Below are 20,163 nucleotides of genomic sequence, written 5' to 3'. Positions count from 1 at the left end.
CGATGAGCGAGACGATCATCGCCAAGGTCGTGGACCGCGCGCAGGCGGCAATCGATCCGGCCGAGGGCATCGCGGCGGTTTCCGATACGGGCTTCGGCGGCATCGATGTGTTCATCGGCAAGGTGCGCGACGTCAATGTGGGCCGGCGGGTGACCGGGATCACCTACGACCTGTTCGAGCCGCTGGTATTGAACGAGTTCAAGCGCCTGGCGGCCGAGGTCGAGGCTACGTTCAGTCCGAAGTTGAAACTGTATGTGGCCCATGCCAAGGGGCGACTCGGCATCGGCGATGTGGCGGTGGTGGTGGCCGCAGGCAGCCCGCACCGCGACGAGGCGTTCCGCGCGTGCCGGCAGCTGATCGAGGTGGTGAAGCACCAGTGCCCGATCTGGAAGCAGGAGCATTACGAAGACGGCGACAGCCAGTGGAGCGAAGGTTGCAGTCTGTGCCATGCGGACAGCGAACCCGGCCATGACCATGCGCACGATCACGAACATCCCCATTGATGGCATCGTGCTGGCCGGCGGCCTGTCCAGCCGGATGGGCCGCGACAAGGCGCTGCTGCCCTGGCACGGCCGCACGCTGCTGGAACACATGCGCGGCCTGCTGCTGCAGGCCGGCGCCGGGAGGGTATGGGTGAGCGGCGACTACCCAGCTTTTGGTGGCATCCCGGACCGGGTCGCACGCTGCGGCCCGCTGGGCGGCCTCTACAGTGTGGCGATGCAGATGCCAGACGGCCCCGCCTGGGTGGTGCCGGTCGATACGCCGCGGGTGACACCCGCGCTGTTGCAGCGGCTGCAGGCCGATCAAGGGCGTGCCTGCACGGTATTCGACGATGAACCGTTGCCGATGCGGTTGCAGATCGATGATCATTGCCGCCGCGTGCTGCAGGCCTTGATCGATGATCCGACGGCGCGCCGTTCACTGCGCGCCCTGCAGGAACGCCTGGGCGTGACACGGATGCCACTGGCGCCGGAGGATCAGGCGTTGCTGCTCAACTGCAACACCCCGTCGGAATGGGAGTCCATCACAGCATGAAGGTCCAGCTGCAACAGCAATCGATGCGCCTGCGCGTGGATGAAGAAGAACTGGCAGGATTGCTGGCCGGCGAATCAGTGGAGAACCTGACGCGCTTTGGTGGCAGCGGTGGCTGGGGCGTGGCGCTGTCGCTGCATGCCGGCGATCAGGCGGTGCTGCTCGATGGCGGGACATTCTGCCGGTTGGTACTGCCTCGCCAGGCCGTTGAGTCGCTGGCGGGCAGGCTGCCCTGCCGGGATGGGCTGGGCTTCGGTATCGCGTTGGATGACGACAGCATGCTGCAGCTGCAGTTCGACGTGGACGTGCGCGACAGCATGCGGCAGCGTGGCCCGCAGCGGCGTTCCGAACCCGCGCCAGAGTAGGTGCACGTTGCGCAGGGCCGGGCGGTGCGCTGTCGTATGATGAGGGCCTTCGTTCCTGCCTCGCTGCAATGCCTCTGAACCCCTCCGCTCCCTCTGCGTCCCGGCCGGCCACGCCCAATCCGGCAGCGGCCGATGACGGAGACGCGCTGCACTTCTGCAGCACCTGTGCGTTCTCCGACGCCTGCATGTCGCAGGGCTACGACAAGACCGCGCTGGGCGAACTGCATGTGCTGGTCGACCACGTCGGCCCGTTCCAGGCCGGCGACTACCTGTTCCGTGCCGACGATCCATTCGACTCGATCGCCGCGGTGCGTGCCGGCATGGTCAAGACGTTCGTCGATGACAGCCAGGGCAACGAGCAGGTGCTGGGTTTCAGCCTGCCGGGCGAGGTGATCGGGCTCAATGCCATCCACGGCGCGCGCTTCCCTTGCAACGCCGTGGCCCTGGACACCGTCTACCTGTGCCGGATCTCGTTTCCGCGATTGAGCCTGCTGGCCACGCGCATGCCGGGGTTGCAGGCGCGGCTGTTCAGCCTGCTCAGCGCCGAGATCGGCAAGGTCGCCACGCTGGCCGCCAACCATCGCACCGAGGAGCGCATGGCGGCGTTCCTGCTGGATCTTTCCGAGCGCTATGCCCGGCGCGGATTCTCCGCCACCCGTTTCAACCTGAGCATGGCCCGCACCGAGATCGCCAACTACCTGCGGATGGCGCCGGAGACGGTGAGCCGGGTACTGCGCCGCTTGAGCGACGACGGTGTGATTGCGGTGAACCAACGTGAGATGCTGTTGCTGGACCCGGACCGGCTGGCGGAACTGGCCGTAGCCCGGGACGCCGGACTGGACTGATCAGGCAGGGGGCTGGGCATGAAGCGAGCGGCATTGTTGTGGCTGGGCCTGCTGGCCACGGTACCGGCCTGGGCGGCCGACCTGACGGTGTCGGCGGCGTCGAGCCTGACCGAGAGCTTCCGCGAACTGGGTGCGGCCTATGAGAAGACGCACCCGGGAACCAGGGTCGATTTCAACTTCGCCGCCTCTGGCGTACTGCTGCAGCAGATCAGCCGCGGCGCGCCGGTGGATGTGTTCGCGTCGGCCGATGAAGCCACCATGGACCAGGCCCAGCAGCAGGACCTGCTGGCGGCCGGCAGCCGCGCGGTGTTCGCGGTGAACGCGCTGTGGGTGGTGGCGCCGCCGCAGGCCAGGGCCGCGCCGCGCAGCTTGAAGGACCTGGTCGGTGCCGGCGTGCAACGCATCGCACTGGGCAACCCGGACAGCGTGCCGGTCGGCCGCTATGCCAAGGGCGCGCTGGAAGCGGCCGGCCTGTGGCCGTCGGTGCAGGGCCGGATCATCACCACGCAGAACGTGCGCCAGTCGCTGGATTACGTGGCGCGCGGTGAAGTGGATGCCGGCTTCGTCTATGCCACTGACGCGCAGGCCATGCCGGACCGGGTACGCCGTGCCTTCGTGGTACCGGTGTCCGGGCGCATCGCCTATCCGCTGGCGGTGACCAGGGCCAGCGCGCAGCCGGCAGAGGCCAAGCGGTTTGTCGCCTTTGTGCGTTCGGCGCAGGGCCAGGCGATCCTGGCCCGGCACGGATTCGGCAAGCCCTGACGCATGGATCTGGACTGGAGTGCATTGGGGTTGTCGCTGAAGGTGGCCGGCTGGGCCACCGCGATCAACCTGGTGCTGGGCGTGGCGCTGGGCGCGCTGCTGGCGCGTCGGCGCTTTCCCGGCCGTGAGCTGCTGGATTCGCTGTTGACCCTGCCGATGGTGCTGCCACCAACGGTGCTGGGGTATTACCTGCTGGTGCTGATCGGTCGCAACGGCCCGATCGGCGCGTGGCTGCAGTCGTGGTTCGGCATCAACCTGGTGTTCACCTGGCAGGCTGCGGTGATTGCGGCGGCGGTGGCTTCGCTGCCGCTGGTGTTCAAGCCGGCACGCGCGGCGTTCGAGGAAGTGGACGGACAGCTGGAGCAGGCCGCGCGGACGCTGGGTGTGTCCGAAGCGGCGGTGTTCTTCCGCGTCACGCTGCCGCTGGCCTGGCGCGGCATTCTTGCCGGCCTGTTGCTGGCGTTTGCACGCGCGATGGGTGAATTCGGCGCGACGTTGATGGTGGCCGGCAGCATTCCGGGCCGGACGCAGACGTTGTCGATCGCCATCTACGAGGCGGTGCAGGCCGGTCAGGACGGCAAGGCCAATGCGCTGGTGATCCTGACCTCGGTGGTGTGCATCGTGATCCTGTTGCTGGCTGCGCGGTTGGTGGGCGGACGTCGCCGGGAGCTGCGTGATGTGGCTTGACCTGCAGGTGCAGCGTCGCCTGCAGGCGGCCGGCCAGGATTTCGTGTTGGACGTATCGCTGCAGTGCACGCAGCGGCAGGTGGTGCTGTTCGGACCCTCCGGCGCCGGCAAGAGCTTGACCCTGAAGGCGGTGGCCGGACTGCTGCGGCCAGGCCAGGGCCATGTGCGCCTGCAGGGGCAGACCCTGTTCGATACGGCCACCGGCGTGGACCTGCCACCGCAGCGCCGTCGGCTGGGCTACGTGTTCCAGGATTACGCGTTGTTCCCGCACCTGAGCGTGCGCCAGAACGTGGCGTTCGGGCTGCAGAAGGGATGGCTGAATCCGCGGATCGGCCAGCGCTTCGACGCGGTGGAACAGTGGTTGCACGCCTTCCGCATCGACGCGGTGGGCGATCTGCTGCCATCACAGATTTCCGGCGGACAGCGCCAGCGTACCGCGCTGGCGCGCGCGCTGGTGACACAGCCGCAGGCGCTGCTGCTGGATGAACCGTTTTCCGCGCTGGACCATGATCTTCGCCATCATCTGCGCCAGGAGCTGGAGACCGTGCTGGACAGGACCGGCATTCCGCTGCTGTTGATCAGCCATGACCCGCAGGATGTGGCCATGTTCGGCCAGCAGGTGGCGCGCGTGGTGGACGGCCGCATTGTCGACGGTTGACCTGCACCTGTAGAGCCGAGCCCATGCTCGGCTGCTCTGCGCGACAACGCCAACAGCAGCCGAGCGTGGGCTCGGCTCTACAGGATCAACGGATCAGTACAATTCACAGTGCGTGCGGCCCTCATTGCGCAGCGTGTCCCAGTGGCCTTCGCCGCCGATGGCATCGATGGCCTCGCGCACCGCGCTTTCCAGGTGGCGCTTGTTGCCGCACAGGTACAGATGCCCACCGCGGGCCAGCACATCGCGCACTTCATCGCCGCGCTGCTGCAGCACATGCTGCACATAGATCTTTTCGGCGCCATCGCGCGAGAACGCGGTATGCAGGCCGGCCAGCACGCCACGCGTGCGCCAGTCCAGCAGCTGGTCACGGTACAGGTAGTCGTGCTGGCGGTGCTTCTCGCCAAACACCAGGTGCACTTCGCGTTCGCAGGCCTTGGCCTGCAGTTCCTGCAGCAGGCCCATCAAGGGTGCGATGCCAGTACCGGTACCGACCAGCAGCAGCGGTGCCTCGCCGGTATCGGGCAGGTGGAAGCCGGGGTTGGAGCGGCAGTACACACGGGCATGGTCGCCTCCATGCAGGAGGCTGCCGGTGGCAGTGCCGAAGCGTTCGCGGCCGCGCAGGGTGTAGCGCACTTCGCGCAGGCACAGGCTCAGCTGGTCGTCGCACGGGTGCGAGGCGATCGAATAGGCGCGCGGCAGCCGCGGTGACAGCAGTTCGCGCAGCCGGGCAAGCGGCACGCTGTCCGGCGTGGCGTGGTCCTGCAGCACGTCCAGCAGGTCCAGGCCGTGCAGGTAGGCGTCCAGCTCGCGCTTCTGGCTGACCTTCAGCAGGCCCTTCAGTGCCTCACTACCGCCCAGCCGGGCCAGTTCGCGCAGCACGCCCTTGCTCAGCAGGCGCAGCTCGCGGTCGTGCAGGGCGGCCACGGCGGCGGTGTCGCCGTACCAGGTGGCCAACGCCTGCAGCAGGGCAGGGTCGTTCCCGGGTACTACGTGCAGGGTGTCGCCCGCGCGATAGGCCATGCCACTGCCGGCAATGTCCAGTTGCAGGTGCCACGCGGCCGGGTCGCTGCTGTTCAAGCGGCGGCGTTCGAGGATGCGCGCGGCAAAGGCATTGTCTTCGCAATAGGCGGTGACCTGCAGGTGCAGGTGCTGGCCAGCGCTGAGGTCACCCTCCAGCACCTGGCCCAGCACCGGCTGCCATTGCTGGAAGAACTGCTCGTAGCCCAGATCGGCGTCCACCCGATGCAGCAGCGGCTGGGCCTGGCGCTCGCTCAATGCAGCATCCAGCGCCTTGGTGAAGCCGCAGAAGCTCGGGTAGCCGGTGTCACCAAGGCCGAACACCGCATAGCGCAGGCCGCGCAGCGTCGGGGTCTGGCGCAGTGTTTCGAAGAACTGCTCGCCATTGGCCGGCGGTTCGCCATCGCCGAACGAGCTGGAGATTGCCAGCAGCACATCGCCTTGGCCGAGACTGGCCACGTCGATGTCGTTGAACGGGAGTACCTGCGGCCCGTGCAGCTGCAGGCCCGCGCCCAGGCGCTGGGCCAGGGCGCGGGCGTTGCCCGACTCGGACGCAAAACCCACCAGCAGGCGGCTGAAGGGCGTACTGGTCGGGAGAGCGTTCACGCGGCCTCGTAGAAGTCGTCGAACTTTTCCTTGCTGAACTCGACCAGGTCGTAGTTCTGCATCAGGTCGTTCACCACGCGGCGGATGCTGATGTACGAGGTGATGTTGCCGTCGGCGTCGAACAGCGGCTGCACGGTGGTGTCGACCACGTAGAGCACGCCGCCTTTGCCAAGGTTGGGCACGATGCCGGTCCAGGTCTTGCCGGCCTTGATGGTGTCCCACATGTCCTTGTAGACGGCCTTGGGCACGTCCGGGTGGCGCACGATGCTGTGCGGCTGGCCGATCAGTTCCTCGCGGGCGAAGCCGGTGAGCGTGCAGAACAGGTCATTGGCGTAGGTGATGTTGCCCTGCAGGTCGGTGGTGGAGATCACCATGACGTTCTGCATGGCGTTCAGCAGCTGGGCGTTGTCGGGGGTGTAGCTCATCGCAGGGTCCTTGTGGATGCCGGCAGTGCCGGCGTGTTCGGGTCCTGCATAGAAATACGCCCGCGCGGCGGCGGGCGGTTTGACATTGGTCAAGCGCGTCGCTCGATGGCCTGCGACCGGGTGTCGCAGGAAGAATCCCTGTAGAGCCGAGCCCATGCTCGGCTCACGGGGCAAACGGGATTGCCGGCAGCCGGGCGCGGGCTCGGCTCTACAGGAGAGACACGGGCAGGAGGCGGGCGCCTGTCATGTGTACTGAGCTCATGACGCCTTGTCACAAAGAAATCGCCATGGCTTCACGGTTGATTGATCGCATGGAGGGCTATTGTCGTCCTGAGCCTCTCGCTGACGTCCCCCACGTCCTGCGTCGACTTCCTTCCCAGCACAAGCGCCCGTCCGGGCGCCGCTGGCGTCTGTCTGCCTGAAGCATCCGAGATCATCCCCATGGCCCGCGCCGCCCAGTCCGCTTCACCCGTTGCGATCTCTCCGCTCACGCCCGTGCCGATCGGCACTCGCCGCGGCCACTCGCAACCGTTGGATCTCCCAGAACTGGTGCAGCGCGTGCTGTTCGTCGCCACCGAGATGGCCGACTTCATCAAGGCCGGCGGACTGGGCGATGTGGCCGCGGCGTTGCCGCGTGCGGTGCGCGGTGCATGTGATTCGCGCGTGCTGCTGCCCGGCTACCCGGAGGTTCTGCAGCGCCTGCCACAGCTGCGACCGGTGGGGCGGGTCAGCGCCCGAGCCGGGTTGCCCGCGTGCACGATCGGCATGGCGGTGCAGGCCGACGGCCTTCCTATCTACGTGCTGCTGTCGCCTGGGCTGTACGAGCGCGAGGGCTCGCCCTACGTGGATGGGCAGGGACAGGAGTGGAAAGACAACGCGGTCCGCTTCGCCACGCTTTCGCATGCGGCTGCGGAGATTGCGGCCGGGCGCGCCGGGCTGGACTGGGCGCCGCAGCTGCTGCACCTGAATGACTGGCCGGTGGCCATGGCTGCCGCCTACGTACGCTGGGACCGGACAGCCGTGCCGACCCTGCTGACCATCCACAACCTGGCCTATCAGGGGCTGTTTCCCTACGCGCTTGCGCCGGTGCTGGGCGTGCCGGCCGAACACCTGGATGAACTGCACTTCCACGGGCAGATGTCGTTCCTGCAGGGCGGCATCACCAATGCCACGCGGCTGAACACGGTCAGCCTGCGCTACGCGCAGCAGATCACCGCCCCGGATGACGGCTGCGGGCTGCATGACCTGTTGGCGCGCCGGGCGGCCGGCGGACACCTGAGTGGCATCGTCAACGGCATCGACGCCAGCTGGGATCCACGCCGCGACATCCACCTCAAGGCCCATTTCGGCATCGGCGAATGGACCGGGCGCGCCACCAACGCGCATGCGGTGCGCAAGGCGTTCGGGCTGGCGCCGTCGACCGGCCCGCTGTTCGCGGTGGTCTCCCGCCTGGTGCACCAGAAAGGCCTGGACATCACCTGCGACGTGGCACCGCAGATCGTGGCGGCCGGCGGCCAGCTGGTCATCATCGGCGGCGGCGAGCCGCAGGTGGAAGCGCAGGTGCAGGCGCTGGCCCGGCGCTACCCCGGACGGGTGGGCGCATTCATCGGCTTCGAAGAGGCGCTGGCCCGCCAGATGTTTGCCGGCGCCGACTTCCTGCTGATGCCTTCACGCTTCGAACCCTGCGGGCTGAGCCAGATGTACGCGCAGCGCTTCGGCTGCCTGCCCATCGCACACGCGACCGGCGGGCTGGTGGATACCGTCGAGGATGGCGTGACCGGATTCCTGTTCCACGGCGCCAATGCCGATGGCCTGCGCCGCTGCGTGGAACGGGCGATGCGCACCTTCCGCCTGCCCGGCCTGCTGCAGGCCATGCGCCGCGCCGCCATGCTGCGGCCGGGTGGCTGGGATGCGGCCGGTCGCGCGTATCTGGCCCTGTACCAGCAGACCTGCCAGGTGGCCGCATGAGCCACGACAGCCTGCATCTGGCCGCCCTGGAGGATGAAGCGATCACGGAGACGGGATTGGATCAGCGTATCGCCCCGGCGCTGCAGGACCTCGTCCACGCGCGCCCGGCCGATGCATTCGCCTGGCTGGGCCCGCATCGCCAGCCAGAAGGCGGACGCCAGCTGCGCGTGCTGGTGCCGCATGCGCAGCGCGTCGAGGTGATTGCAGACGATGGGCGGCGCTGGAACCTGTCCCCTGGCCCGTTGCCCGGCCTGTTCGAGGGCGCGGCCGGTGACGCGGCGATACCGCTGCTTGCCCTGCATTTCGAACAGGGCGTGGAGCAGGTGCACGATGCCTATGCGTTCGGTCCACTGTTGGACGAAGCCCTGCTGCAGCGGTTCCATGCCGGTGATGCCGATGCGGCGCGGCAGCTGGGTGCGGTGCCGATGCAGGTGCAGGGCATTGCGGGCGTGCGCTTCGCGGTGTGGGCACCCAATGCCCAGCGGGTCGCCGTGGTTGGCGATTTCAACGGGTGGGACGGCCGACGCCATCCGATGCGGCTGCGTCACACCGCCGGCGTGTGGGAGCTGTTCCTGCCGGGCGTGCAGGCCGGTGCCCGCTACAAATTCCGCATCGTCGGCGCCGACGGCCGGGTGATGCCCGACAAGTTCGATCCGATGGCGCGCTGGGCCGAGCTGCCACCGGCGACCGCATCGCGGGTGCCTTCGGCTGGGCAAATGGAGTGGCACGATGATGCTTGGTTGGCGGCCCGCCGCCTGGCCGGAACCTGCGCACCGCTGTCGATCTACGAAGTGCATGCGGGTTCCTGGCAGCGCAGCGACGATGGTGCGCCGCTGGACTGGGATGCCCTGGCCGACCGTTTGATTCCGTACGTGGCCGGTCTTGGCTTCACCCATATCGAGCTGTTGCCGGTGAGCGAGCATCCCTTCGGCGGTTCCTGGGGCTATCAGCCGCTGGGGATCTACGCGCCGACGGCACGCCATGGCACGCCACAGGCCTTCGCACGCTTCGTGGACCGCTGTCACCAGGCCGGCGTGGGAGTGATCGTGGACTGGGTGAGCGCGCACTTCCCCAACGATGCGCATGGCCTGGCCGGGTTCGATGGCACCGCGCTGTACGAGCATGCCGACCCGCGCGAAGGGGTGCACGCCGACTGGGACACGCTGATCTACAACTACGGCCGCAACGAAGTGGCCGCCTACCTGATCGGCAGTGCGTTGGAGTGGGTGGAGCGCTTCCATGTCGACGGTCTGCGCGTGGACGCCGTAGCGTCGATGCTGTACCGGGATTACAGCCGTGCCGAGGGGGAGTGGGTACCCAACGAGCAGGGCGGGCGCGAGAACCTGCAGGCGGTCGCTTTCCTGCGGCGGATGAACCAGACGCTGCGGGAGCGCTTCCCGGACGTGCTGGTGATCGCCGAGGAATCCACCGCGTGGCCGGGGGTGACAGCGCCGGTGGAGGAGGGCGGGCTTGGCTTCACCCACAAGTGGAACATGGGCTGGATGCACGACACCCTGCAGTACCTGGGGCGCGATCCGGTCCATCGTTCGCATCACCACAGCCAGATCAGCTTCGGCCTGGTCTACGCCTTCTCCGAACGGTTCGTGCTGCCGCTGTCCCACGACGAGGTGGTGCATGGCAAGGGCGCGCTGCTGGCCAAGATGGCGGGCGAGCCGGCACAGCGGCTGGCCCAGCTGCGCGCGTATTACGGCTTCATGTGGGCGCACCCGGGCAGCAAACTGCTGTTCATGGGCGGCGAGTTCGGCCAGGGCCATGAGTGGTCGCACGATGCGGCACTGGACTGGGCACGGGCGGCCAGCAACGAGGGCCAGGGCCTGTCGCGCCTGGTGGGCGACCTCAATAACGTGCTCCGCGCCGAACCTGCGTTGCATCGCGACGAACGCGACGAACGCGGCTTCGACTGGAGCGTGGCGGACGACAGTCGCAACAGCGTCTACGCCTTCATCCGCCGGGATCCTGCCGGCAGCGGCCGCACCCTGCTGGTGGTGAGCAACTTCACCCCGCTGCGTCGCGACGGCTACCGGGTCGGGGTGCCGCAACCGGGGCGCTGGAGCGAACGGCTCAACACCGACAGCGCGTATTACGGTGGCGGCAATGCGGGAAACCTCGGCGCAGTGCATACCGAGCCGAGGCCGATGCACGGCCACGCGCAGTCGCTGCGGCTCACGCTGCCGCCGCTGTCCACGCTCTACCTGCAGGTTGATGCATGACCACAGTGGCCCCGCGCCTGGGCGCTTGGCCGGTGGCCGGTGACGGGGTGGAGTTCCGCGTGTGGGCACCGGGCGCAAGGACGATGGCGCTGTGCCTGCAAGGCACCCAGCGGCCGATGCAGCGCGACCCGGACGGCTGCCACTGGCTGCGAATACCGGCATCGCATGGCGACCGCTACCGGTTCCGCCTGCCTTCTGGCCAGGACGTGCCCGACCCGGCCTCGCGCTGGCAGCCGGACGGCATCGACGGCGACAGCGCGGTGGTGCTGGATACCGACGCGACGGGGCCTGCCTGGCAGGGGCATGCCTGGCAGGACCTGGTGATCTATGAGGTGCATATCGAGGCCGGGGGCGGCTTCGCGGCGTTGACCGCGCAACTGCCGATGCTGGCCGCGCTGGGCATCACCGCCATTGAACTGATGCCGGTCGCGCAGTTTCCCGGGCAGCGCAACTGGGGCTACGACGGCGTGTTCCCGTATGCGCCGGCCCATGCCTACGGCGGGCCGGCAGCGCTGAGGGCCTTCATCGAAGCGGCGCACGATGCAGGGCTGTCGGTGCTGCTGGATGTGGTCTACAACCACTTCGGACCCCAGGGCAACCACCTGCGCGACTACGCGCGCGGGTTCTTCCGTGACGACCGCAGCACGCCGTGGGGCGAGGCCATCGACTTCCGCCAGCCCTGGGTGCAGCGCTTTTTCATCGACAACGCGCTGATGTGGTTGCGCGACTACGGCTTCGATGGCCTGCGCCTGGACGCGGTGCACGCCATTGACGATGACCGTTTCCTGCAGCAGCTGGCCGATGAGGTACGTGCGGTGGCCCCGCACGCGCACCTGGTGCTGGAGAACGAGCGCAACCAGGCGCGGTGGCTGCGCGGCGCCTACCAGGGGCAGTGGAACGATGACTTCCACAATGCGCTGCATGTGATGCTGACCGGCGAGCAGGAAGGCTATTACGCGGCCTATGCCGGTCGCGCCGAAGCACTGCTGGCGCGCTGCCTGGCCGAAGGATTCGCCTGGCAGGGTGAACCGGACCTGCGCGGCAATCCCCGCGGCGAACCCAGCGCCGACCTGTCGCCCGCGCGTTTCGTGGTATTCGCGCAGAACCATGACCAGGTGGGCAACCGCGCTTTCGGCGAGCGCCTGTCGATGCTGACCGATCCTGCGCCGCTGCGCGCGGCGCTGGCGCTGACCCTGCTGACGCCGATGATCCCGCTGCTGTTCATGGGCGAGCCGTGGCAGGCGCAATCGCCCTTCCTGTTCTTCACCGACTACGCGCCGCCGCTGGACGAGGCGGTGCGTGAAGGGCGTCGACGTGAGTTCGCTGGTTTCAGCGCCTTTGCCGACGCCGCCGCGCGCGCGCGTATTCCGGACCCGAACGATGCGGCGACCCTGCAGGCGTCGTACACGCCGCCGCCCGGCGATGATCCCTGGTCGCAGCACTGGCTGCGCTGCTCGGGTGAATTCCTCGGCCTGCGCAGGCGCCATCTGCAGCCGGGCCTGCTGCAGGCGCGGTCGCTGGGCGCGCGCGTGCTTGGCCAAGGCGCGGTGCAGGCGGGCTGGCAGTTGCCATCGGGCCAATGGTGGATCGCGATCAACGTGGGCCCTGTGCCGGTGGAGCATGCGGTGCCGGCCGGCGAGTACGTCGTGGGGCCGGACGCTGCCGGGATGCTGCCGGCAGGCGGCGGCGTGCTGGCCTGCTGGGTCGCCGCATGAATACGGATGCAGCGGTGCGGGGGACGGCCCGCCGTGCGGGCCTGCTGGTCCGCTGGACCGACGTGGCCGGTGCCGCGCGCGAGGTCGCGCCGGACGTGCTGCGCGCCGTGCTGGAGGGGCTGCAGTGCGAGGCGGTGCCCGAGCACGCTGGCCTGCGCACGGCCTGCTGCGGACAGCTGCTGGTGATGCCGGAGGCAGCCGGCGCAGCGTGCTGGGTGGATGAGCAGGGCGCAGCGTTGCCCGCCCGTGCCGATGCGCAGGGCCGCTGGCGCGTGCCGGACCAGCCGGGTTACTGGCAGTGGCGCCGGGGCGACCAGCAACAGGCGGTTGCGGTGGCGCCACAGCGTGCCTGGTGGCCGCGGGGCACGCTGCGCGGCTGGGGCCTGTCGGCGCAGGTCTACAGCCTGCGCGCGCCCGGTGATGCCGGCATCGGTGACAGTGCCGGCTGTGCACGATGGAGCGAGCTGCTGCACCGGCACGGCGGCGACGCACTGGCGTTGAGCCCGCTGCACGCAGGCATACCACCGGGCCCAGGCTACAGCCCCTATTCGCCCAGCGACCGGCGCTGGCTCGACCCGCTGCAGGTCTCCCTGCCGCAGGTATTGCCCGATGCCGCCAACAGCGTGCTGGGCGGGGACGAGGCGCTGGCGGCGGCGGTGGAAGCGGGAACTGCCGCACGTCGCATTGACTGGCCGCACTCGGCGGCAGTGAAGTGGCGCTGGATACGGCAGGTTCGCCAATGGATTGCAGCGCAGGCACCGTCGCAGCACGCACAGATCGAAACCTGGCGTGCCATGCAGGGCGATCCGCTACGGCACTATTGCCAGCATGCCGCCGACCGGTTCACCGGCAGCGCGGACGACCACGCGTTTGCGCAGTGGTTGGCACAGCAGGGCTGGGCGCAGGTACACGCCACGCTGCGCGACGAGGGCGCTTCGATCGGGTTGATTGCCGACCTGGCCGTGGGCTGCGCGCCGCAGGGCGTGGAGGCACGCACCGGGGGGGCTGATCTGCTGCAGGGACTTGAGCTGGGTGCGCCGCCGGACGCGTTCAATCCGCTCGGCCAGGCCTGGGGCATCACCAGCTGGTCACCGATGGCGTTGCTGCGCGAGGGCTTCGCCCCCTACCTTCGCGTGCTGCGCGCCGTGATGTCCGGCCGCGGCGGGCTTCGCATCGATCACATCCTGGGCCTGCTGCGGCTGTGGGTGTTGCCCCGTGGCGCGGACGCCGGGCAGGGCGTGTACCTGCGCTATCCGTTCGATGATCTGATCAACCTGCTGGTGCTGGAGTCCTGGCGGCATCGCTGCGTGCTGATCGGCGAAGACCTGGGCGTGGTTCCGCCGGGCATGCGCCAGCGGCTGGCAGCCCGGGGCATTCTGGGCATCGAGGTGCTGCCGTTTGCCCGCAACGGCGCGCGCTTCCTGCCGGCGCCGCAGTGGCGCCGCGATGCAGTGGCCATGCCCTCCACCCATGACCTGCCACCGCTGGCCGGTTGGCTGCGCGGGCGTGACCTGCGCTGGCGCGCACGCCTGGGTGAGCTGGCGGATCTGCCAGCGGCACTGCGCGCGCGTGCCAGCGACGCGCAGGCACTGTCTGCGGTGGTTGGCGGCGAGGGCGCGCCGCTGGACGCCAGGGCGTTGTCTCTGGTCGCCCACGCGGCGTCCCGGCTGGCGTTGCTGCCGCTGGAAGACGCGCTGGGCGGTCGCGCACAGGTGAACCTGCCAGGCACCGTCGGCGGCCATCCCAACTGGCGCCGCCGCCTGCCGCCGACGTGGGATGCTGACTCGGCCGATGCGCGCGTGGCGCGCCTGAGTGCCACGCGCCGCAGGGCCGGGCAATGACGGGGTTGCGTGCCACCGCGCGCCTGCAGCTGCACGCAGGCTTCGACCTCGGGGCGGCTGCCGCGCAGGTGCCGTACTACGCCGCGCTGGGCGTCAGCCACCTTTACCTGTCACCGATCGCTGCGGCGGTGCCCGGGTCGACGCATGGCTACGATGGCATCGACCCGGCTCGCATCAATCCGGAACTGGGCGGTGAAGCGGGCTTCCGGCAGCTGGCGGAAGTGACGCGCGCGCACGGCATGGGCCTGATCCTGGACATCGTGCCCAACCATCTGGCGGCGTCCCCGCACAGCCAGTGGTGGAGCGATGTGCTGATGCACGGGCCTCGAAGCCCGCACGCAGCTTGGTTTGACATCGAGTGGGAGGCGCCGGGCTGCGAGGGCCGGCTCTGGCTGCCGGTACTGGACCGGCCGTTGCACGACGCGGTACGCGACGGCGTGGTGCGCGTGGTGGTGGACAACGCGCGGCCCGTGCTGCGCCACCATGGCCTGGCATTGCCGTTGTCGCCGCGCAGCCATCCGCTGGAACCCGCGCAGTGGCCGGCGTGGGCCGAACGCTGCAACCGCAGCGTTGAACGGTTGCACACGCTGCTGCAGCGGCAGCACTACCGTCTGGCCTGGTGGCGCACGGCCGGCGATCAGGTGAACTACCGGCGCTTTTTCGATATCAACGAACTGGCCGCGCTGCGGGTGGAGCGCGAGGATGTGTTCGAGGCAGTGCATGCGCTGCCGCTGCGGCTGGTACGCGAGGGATGGGTGGACGGCCTGCGCATCGACCACGTGGATGGCCTGTCCTGCCCGGGCGCGTACCTGCAGCGCCTGCGTGAATCGCTCGACGCCGCCTGCGCGGCCGGCGGTCGTGACCCGCAGACCGTCAGCCTGCATGTGGAGAAGATACTGGCCGAGGGCGAGCAGCTGCCCGACGGCTGGGCCTGCGACGGCACCACCGGCTATGACTTCATGGACCAGGCCGGTGCCTGGTTGCACGATCCGGCGGCTGCACCCGCGCTCTCGCGCACGTGGCAGGCGCTGGGCGGTGACCCGCGCAGCTTCGACCGGATCCAGCAGGACGCCCGCGCCATGTTGCTGCGCCAGGGCCTTCATGCCGACTTCCAGCGGCTGCTGCGCAGCGCGCAGCAGGTCCTGCAGCCGCGGCTGGCCGAAGCCGATATCGGAGTGGCTGCGCTGGCCCGCGCATTGGCTTCCGTGCTGGGGCATTACCGCACCTACCGGCCCTATTCGCTGCAGGGGGCGGGTGAACGAAAGGCGCTGGCGGACGCTTCCGCCGCAGCGCGCCAGGCACTGGACGGTGCCGCACGCGCGGCGCTGGACCTGTTGCTGGCAGCGCTTGCCGGCGAGGCGCAGGCCGAGCGCGTGCTGCGTGCGCGTTTCGGTCAACTGGCCGCGCCGTTGAATGCCAAGTCGGTGGAAGACACCGGGTTCTATCGCTATTTCAGGCTGCTCTCGCGCAACGACGTCGGCAGTGATCCGCAGCGGCTGGGCATGGAGGGGCGCGCGCTGCTGGAACACGCCGCCGCGCGCCTGCGTCGCCATCCCAGGGCGTTGCTTGCGCTTGCGACCCACGATCACAAGCGCGGCGCCGACAGCCGGGCACGGCTGGCGGTTCTCAGTACCTGCACGTTCGAATGGCGGGACGCTGTGCGGCGCTGGAACCGGATGTTGACCCGCGCCGGCGCGCCGATGCCATTGCCGGGTGCCGAGGCCTACGCACTGTGGCAGGCGCTCGTGGCCGCATGGCCGATGCACGGTGCCCCTGGCGCCGACTTCGCCTCGAGGATGGTGCAATGGCTGACCAAGGCATTGCGCGAGGGCAAGCGGGTCAGCAGCTGGTCAGACCCGGATGTGGCCGTGGAGGAGGCCGCCGCGCAGTGGCTGCACGCGCTGCTGGACGCAGCGCCCTTGCAGCCGGTGCGCGAGGCGCTGGCGACGTTCGTGGCGCGCATCGCGCCGGCCGGCGCCTGCAACGGCCTGGCGCAGCTGTGCCTGCAGCACTGCCTGCCCGGCGTGCCCGACCTCTACCAGGGCGGCGAAGGCTGGGACCTGAGCCTGGTGGACCCGGACAACCGGCGTGCCGTGGACTATCCAGCGCGGCAGGCGTGGCTGCGCGATACGCGCGGGTGGCCCGCGCTGCTGGAAGACTGGCGGGACGGTGGCATCAAGGCATTCCTGCTGCGGCAATTGCTGGAGTGCCGCCGCAGGCACCCGCACCTGTTCCTGCATGGCCAGTTGCAGCCGCTGTCCGCGCCTGCGCGCTCGCCGTGGCTGGCGTTCACGCGCAGGCATCAGGCGCAGGTGCTGCTGGTGATCGTGCGGCGGGGTTCGCCCGCCGCCGTGCCTGGGCCCAGCCTGCACGCCGCGCACGACGTCGGCACCGGTGTAGCACTGCACGGTCTGCCGACAGGCCCCATGCGCAACCTCCTGGACGGGCGCATCGAACATTTCAACGCAACCGCGGACGTGGGCAGGCTTCTGGCTGGCAGCCCGCTGGCGATATGGATCAACGAGGAGACAGGTAGGGATGGACAGCAGGGAACGACGGCAGCGGATTGAGGCATTGGCCCACCAGATCTGGGAAGCGGAGGGGCGCCCGGACGACCAGCAGCAGCGGCACTGGCACATGGCCGAGCGCCTGGTGGAGGCCGAGATTGCCGCGGCGCGCGGCGAGGAGGGCACCGATGGCCAGCCGTAAGTGGACGCAGACCTCGCGCGTGCGCGAAGGCCGGCCGTTCCCGCTGGGCGCGACGTGGGACGGGCTGGGCGTGAACTTTGCGCTGTACTCGCGGCATGCCACCCGGGTGGAGCTGTGCCTGTTCGATGCGCGCAACCGTGAAGTCGAGCGCATCGTCCTGCCTGAGTACACCAACGAGATCTGGCACGGCTACCTGCCGGACGTGCGGCCCGGGCAACGTTATGGCTATCGGGTGCACGGCCCGTATGCGCCGGAGGAGGGGCATCGCTTCAATCCCAACAAACTGTTGCTGGACCCCTACGCCAAGCAGATCGTCGGCGAGCTGAAGTGGGCGCCGCACCTGTTCGGCTACACCCTGGGCCACCGCGATGGCGATCTCAGTTTCGACCGCCGCGACAGCGCCAGCTACATGCCACGCTGCGCGGTGATCGATCCGGCCTTCAGCTGGGGTGTCGAACGTGCACCCGCAACGCCCTGGGACCGGACCGTGATCTACGAAGCGCACGTGCGCGGACTGACCATGCAGCACCCCGATGTCCCGCAGGCCGAGCGCGGCACCTTCTCTGCCCTGCGCCACGACGCGGTGGTCGACCACCTCAGCCATCTGGGGGTGACCGCCATCGAGCTGCTGCCGGTGCATGCCTACGTGGATGACCAGCAGCTGCTCGAGCGCGGGCTGCGCAACTACTGGGGGTACAACACCATCGGCTTCTTCGCGCCGCAGCCACGCTACTTGTCGCTGGGCACCGTGGCCGAGTTCAAGCAGATGGTCGCGCGGCTGCACAGTGCCGGCATCGAAGTGATCCTGGACGTGGTCTACAACCACACCGCCGAAGGCAATGAGCTGGGCCCTACGCTGTCCTTCAAGGGCATCGACAATGCCAGCTACTACCGCCTGGCCGATGATCGCCGCTATTACATCAACGATACCGGCACCGGCAACACGTTCGACCTGACCAATGCCGGCGCGCTGCGCATGGTGATGGACTCGCTGCGCTACTGGGTGACCGAGATGCGGGTGGATGGGTTCCGTTTCGACCTGGCCACCATCCTTGGCCGCGAGCGGCATGGCTTCGATGCCTCGGGCAGTTTCCTTGATGCGGTACGCCAGGACCCGATCCTGAGCCAGGTGAAGCTGATTGCCGAGCCATGGGACATCGGCCCGGGCGGCTATCAACTGGGCCAGTTCCCGCCGGGCTGGGCGGAATGGAACGACCGCTTCCGCGATACGGTGCGCGCGCTCTGGCGCGGCGATGGCGGCCAGTTGCCGGAATTCGCCACGCGCTTCACCGGCTCGGCCGACCTGTTCGAACATCATGGCAGGCGGCCCTCGGCCAGCATCAACCTGGTGACGGCGCACGATGGGTTCACCCTGCACGATCTGGTGAGCTACAACGATCGCCACAACGAGGCCAACGGCGAAGACAACCGCGATGGCCACTCGCACAACCTCTCCAGCAACCACGGTGTGGAGGGCGACACCGATGATGCGGCGATCCTCTCGTTGCGTGCGCGGCAGATGCGCAACCTGCTGGCCACGCTGCTGTTCGCGCAGGGCACGCCGATGCTGCTGGCCGGCGATGAGTTCGGCCATTCGCAGCAGGGCAACAACAACGCCTACTGCCAGGACAACCCGCTGAGCTGGATCGACTGGGAGCGTGCGGCATCGCCGGCTGCACAGGCGCAGGTGGCGTTCGTCCGCCGGGCGCTGTCGCTGCGCCGACGCTATGGCCTGCTGCGCAGGAACCGGTTCCTGCGCGGCGAATACGATGAAGCGCTGGGCCTGCGCGATATCGACTGGCGGCATCCTGACGGCCGCAGCATGGAGGAAGCGGACTGGCATGACGCAGGGCTGCGTGCGCTGCTGATCGTGCTGGACGGCCGCAGCCCGGACAGCGGCCTGCGCGAGCCCGGGCGGCATGTCAGCCTGGCCCTGCTGTTGAACGCCGGGGACCAGCCGCAGCGGTTCAGTGTGTCGGATGAAGCCTTGTCGTTCCGGCGCGTACTGCTGCAGACCGACGAAACGCCGTTGGAGCCGGATGAGGAAGGCGGCTGGACGCTGCCGCCGCGCAGCCTGTGCCTGCTGGCAGCCAGCAGCAGCGCCTGACGGCAGCGCGCGTACAGGCGGTGCTGCGATGACTGGCCAGCGCCGGGCCTTTGCCCGGCGCACCGCAGTCAGCCCATCAGGTAGCGCAGCAGCCCGGCCGAGGCCACGCCGATCAGCACCGTCGGCAGCATCGACAGCCGCGTGGCGGCCAGCAGGGTGATCGCCAGCGCGGCCAGGTCGGCGGGCTTGTCGGCGACGAAATCCGGAGCGATCACCGAGATCAGCACGCAGCCCGGCGCGGCTTCCATCACCGTCACCGCGCGCTTGCCCAGCGTGCGGTTGCGCAGCGCGAGGAAGCCGACGATGCGGGTCAGGTAGGTGGCGGCGGCCATCAGCACGATGGTCAGCACCGAGGACCAGTGGATCAGGCCGTTGAAGATCATGCTGCGTCCTCCGCCAGCAGCCAGGCGGCGGCCAGGCCGGCCAATGCGCCGCTGGCCACGTACCACGCACCCGGGATCAGCAGATAGGTGGCGGCGGCCACGACCAGGCTGACCAGCCACGGGCGCGCGGCCTTCATGCCCTGCCACATGCCGCGCAGCAGCACCAGGAACACGGCGGGGAAGGCCATGTCAAAGCCGTAGGCGTGGATGTCGCCCAGCAGCGGCCCGACGATCGCACCCAGCGCGGTGCAGGCCACCCAGACGGTGTAGAGGCCCGCGGAGACGCCCAGGTAATAGGCCAGGCTGAAGCCGAGCGCACGGCGGCGCGCATCGGCCACGCCCATCGCCCAGCTTTCGTCACACATGAAGAACAACGCCGGCAGCACCCGGCGGCGCGGCAGGTGCTGCAGCAGTGGGGCCAGGCTGGCGCCCATCAGCAGATGGCGGCTGTTGACCAGTGCGGTGATCGCCACGATCAGTGCGATGTGCGGTGGCGAGGTCCACAGTTCGACGGCGGCGAACTCCGAGCCGCCAGCGAAGTTGAGGCCCGTCATCAGTGGCACTTCCAGTGCGCTCAGGCCTTTCTGCGCGGCCTGCGCGCCGAGCACCAGGGCGAAGGGAATGAAACCGATCATCACCGGCAGGGCGGCGCGCAGGCCGCGCAGGAATTCGGCACGCGGCGCGGTATCGCAGGTGTCGGGCAGGGGGAGGGTGGTACGGGCGTCCATGGAACGGAACAACGAGGTAGGGGGTGGCCCATGCTAGCGGTCCGATCGCGAAATCGGGTTGCGTTCATGCCACTGGATTCTTGA

At 68.9% G+C, this 20,163-nt stretch carries 18 protein-coding genes; 14 read left to right on the top strand and 4 right to left on the bottom strand.

Going from position 1 to position 20,163, the window contains the following annotated elements; genetic code table 11:
• The first annotated feature begins 2 nt into the window (after positions 1-2).
• From AC5P8F_RS19045 to AC5P8F_RS19015, 7 genes are all read left to right on the top strand, one after another.
• Positions 3-503 carry a molybdenum cofactor biosynthesis protein MoaE gene (locus tag AC5P8F_RS19045; protein WP_495220528.1) on the top strand — a complete coding sequence of 167 codons (501 nt, stop codon included), beginning with the start codon at positions 3-5 and terminating at the stop codon, positions 501-503.
• Positions 469-1,035, top strand: coding sequence for a molybdenum cofactor guanylyltransferase (mobA, locus tag AC5P8F_RS19040; RefSeq protein ID WP_075075753.1), 567 nt, complete (start codon positions 469-471; stop codon positions 1,033-1,035). The genes AC5P8F_RS19045 and mobA overlap by 35 nt, the downstream gene beginning before the upstream one ends.
• Positions 1,032-1,397: a hypothetical protein gene (locus AC5P8F_RS19035; protein WP_014647390.1), complete on the top strand. Its 366-nt coding sequence runs from the start codon at positions 1,032-1,034 to the stop codon at positions 1,395-1,397. Before mobA ends, AC5P8F_RS19035 begins: the two co-directional genes overlap by 4 nt.
• Positions 1,398-1,465: 68 nt before the next feature.
• The gene (locus AC5P8F_RS19030; protein WP_134808965.1) at positions 1,466-2,242 is read left to right on the top strand and encodes a helix-turn-helix domain-containing protein; all 777 of its coding nucleotides are present in this window, start codon (positions 1,466-1,468) and stop codon (positions 2,240-2,242) included.
• Positions 2,243-2,260: 18 nt separating this feature from the next.
• A complete protein-coding gene (gene modA / locus AC5P8F_RS19025; RefSeq protein WP_288495954.1) occupies positions 2,261-3,004 on the top strand; it encodes a molybdate ABC transporter substrate-binding protein in 744 nt (247 codons plus the stop codon).
• 3 nt (positions 3,005-3,007) lie between these two features.
• Positions 3,008-3,691 (top strand): molybdate ABC transporter permease subunit, encoded by a 684-nt coding sequence (gene modB, locus AC5P8F_RS19020; protein ID WP_005409908.1) that lies wholly within the window; start codon positions 3,008-3,010, stop codon positions 3,689-3,691.
• The gene (locus AC5P8F_RS19015; RefSeq protein WP_126412424.1) at positions 3,681-4,349 is read left to right on the top strand and encodes a sulfate/molybdate ABC transporter ATP-binding protein; all 669 of its coding nucleotides are present in this window, start codon (positions 3,681-3,683) and stop codon (positions 4,347-4,349) included. Before modB ends, AC5P8F_RS19015 begins: the two co-directional genes overlap by 11 nt.
• Positions 4,350-4,442: 93 nt before the next feature.
• On the opposite strand, the gene AC5P8F_RS19010 is transcribed toward AC5P8F_RS19015, so the two are convergent.
• Together AC5P8F_RS19010 and AC5P8F_RS19005 are read right to left on the bottom strand one after the other, a co-directional pair.
• Entirely contained in the window at positions 4,443-5,972 is a 1,530-nt protein-coding gene (locus tag AC5P8F_RS19010) for a diflavin oxidoreductase (protein ID WP_495228780.1), read from the bottom strand.
• Positions 5,969-6,397, bottom strand: coding sequence for a PAS domain-containing protein (locus AC5P8F_RS19005; RefSeq protein WP_005409905.1), 429 nt, complete (start codon positions 6,395-6,397; stop codon positions 5,969-5,971). The genes AC5P8F_RS19010 and AC5P8F_RS19005 overlap by 4 nt, the downstream gene beginning before the upstream one ends.
• Positions 6,398-6,838: 441 nt before the next feature.
• On the opposite strand from AC5P8F_RS19005, the gene glgA reads away from it, so the two are divergent.
• The 7 genes from glgA to glgX are packed head-to-tail and all read left to right on the top strand — an operon-like array spanning position 6,839 to position 18,968.
• Positions 6,839-8,365 (top strand): glycogen synthase GlgA, encoded by a 1,527-nt coding sequence (glgA, locus tag AC5P8F_RS19000; RefSeq protein ID WP_080354736.1) that lies wholly within the window; start codon positions 6,839-6,841, stop codon positions 8,363-8,365.
• The gene (locus AC5P8F_RS18995; RefSeq protein WP_046430990.1) at positions 8,362-10,596 is read left to right on the top strand and encodes a 1,4-alpha-glucan branching enzyme; all 2,235 of its coding nucleotides are present in this window, start codon (positions 8,362-8,364) and stop codon (positions 10,594-10,596) included. Before glgA ends, AC5P8F_RS18995 begins: the two co-directional genes overlap by 4 nt.
• A complete protein-coding gene (gene treZ / locus AC5P8F_RS18990) occupies positions 10,593-12,311 on the top strand; it encodes a malto-oligosyltrehalose trehalohydrolase (protein WP_495228777.1) in 1,719 nt (572 codons plus the stop codon). The genes AC5P8F_RS18995 and treZ overlap by 4 nt, the downstream gene beginning before the upstream one ends.
• Complete coding sequence (locus AC5P8F_RS18985; protein WP_495228775.1) at positions 12,308-14,152, top strand: 4-alpha-glucanotransferase; 1,845 nt, start codon at positions 12,308-12,310, stop codon at positions 14,150-14,152. Before treZ ends, AC5P8F_RS18985 begins: the two co-directional genes overlap by 4 nt.
• A complete protein-coding gene (treY, locus tag AC5P8F_RS18980; protein WP_111205430.1) occupies positions 14,149-16,722 on the top strand; it encodes a malto-oligosyltrehalose synthase in 2,574 nt (857 codons plus the stop codon). The genes AC5P8F_RS18985 and treY overlap by 4 nt, the downstream gene beginning before the upstream one ends.
• Complete coding sequence (locus AC5P8F_RS18975; RefSeq protein WP_014647380.1) at positions 16,691-16,861, top strand: DUF2934 domain-containing protein; 171 nt, start codon at positions 16,691-16,693, stop codon at positions 16,859-16,861. The genes treY and AC5P8F_RS18975 overlap by 32 nt, the downstream gene beginning before the upstream one ends.
• Positions 16,848-18,968, top strand: coding sequence for a glycogen debranching protein GlgX (gene glgX / locus AC5P8F_RS18970; RefSeq protein ID WP_495228773.1), 2,121 nt, complete (start codon positions 16,848-16,850; stop codon positions 18,966-18,968). The genes AC5P8F_RS18975 and glgX overlap by 14 nt, the downstream gene beginning before the upstream one ends.
• A gap of 68 nt (positions 18,969-19,036) precedes the next feature.
• Here glgX and AC5P8F_RS18965 read toward each other — a convergent pair whose 3' ends face one another.
• Together AC5P8F_RS18965 and AC5P8F_RS18960 are read right to left on the bottom strand one after the other, a co-directional pair.
• Complete coding sequence (locus tag AC5P8F_RS18965; protein ID WP_014647378.1) at positions 19,037-19,351, bottom strand: AzlD family protein; 315 nt, start codon at positions 19,349-19,351, stop codon at positions 19,037-19,039.
• Entirely contained in the window at positions 19,348-20,079 is a 732-nt protein-coding gene (locus AC5P8F_RS18960; protein ID WP_495228771.1) for an AzlC family ABC transporter permease, read from the bottom strand. The genes AC5P8F_RS18965 and AC5P8F_RS18960 overlap by 4 nt, the downstream gene beginning before the upstream one ends.
• Positions 20,080-20,163: the final 84 nt, after the last annotated feature.

Source organism: Stenotrophomonas sp. YJH_SMC_69, assembly GCF_059370495.1.
The sequence above is the reverse complement of the archived record's forward strand: the minus strand, read 5'-3'. Positions and strand labels throughout refer to the sequence as shown.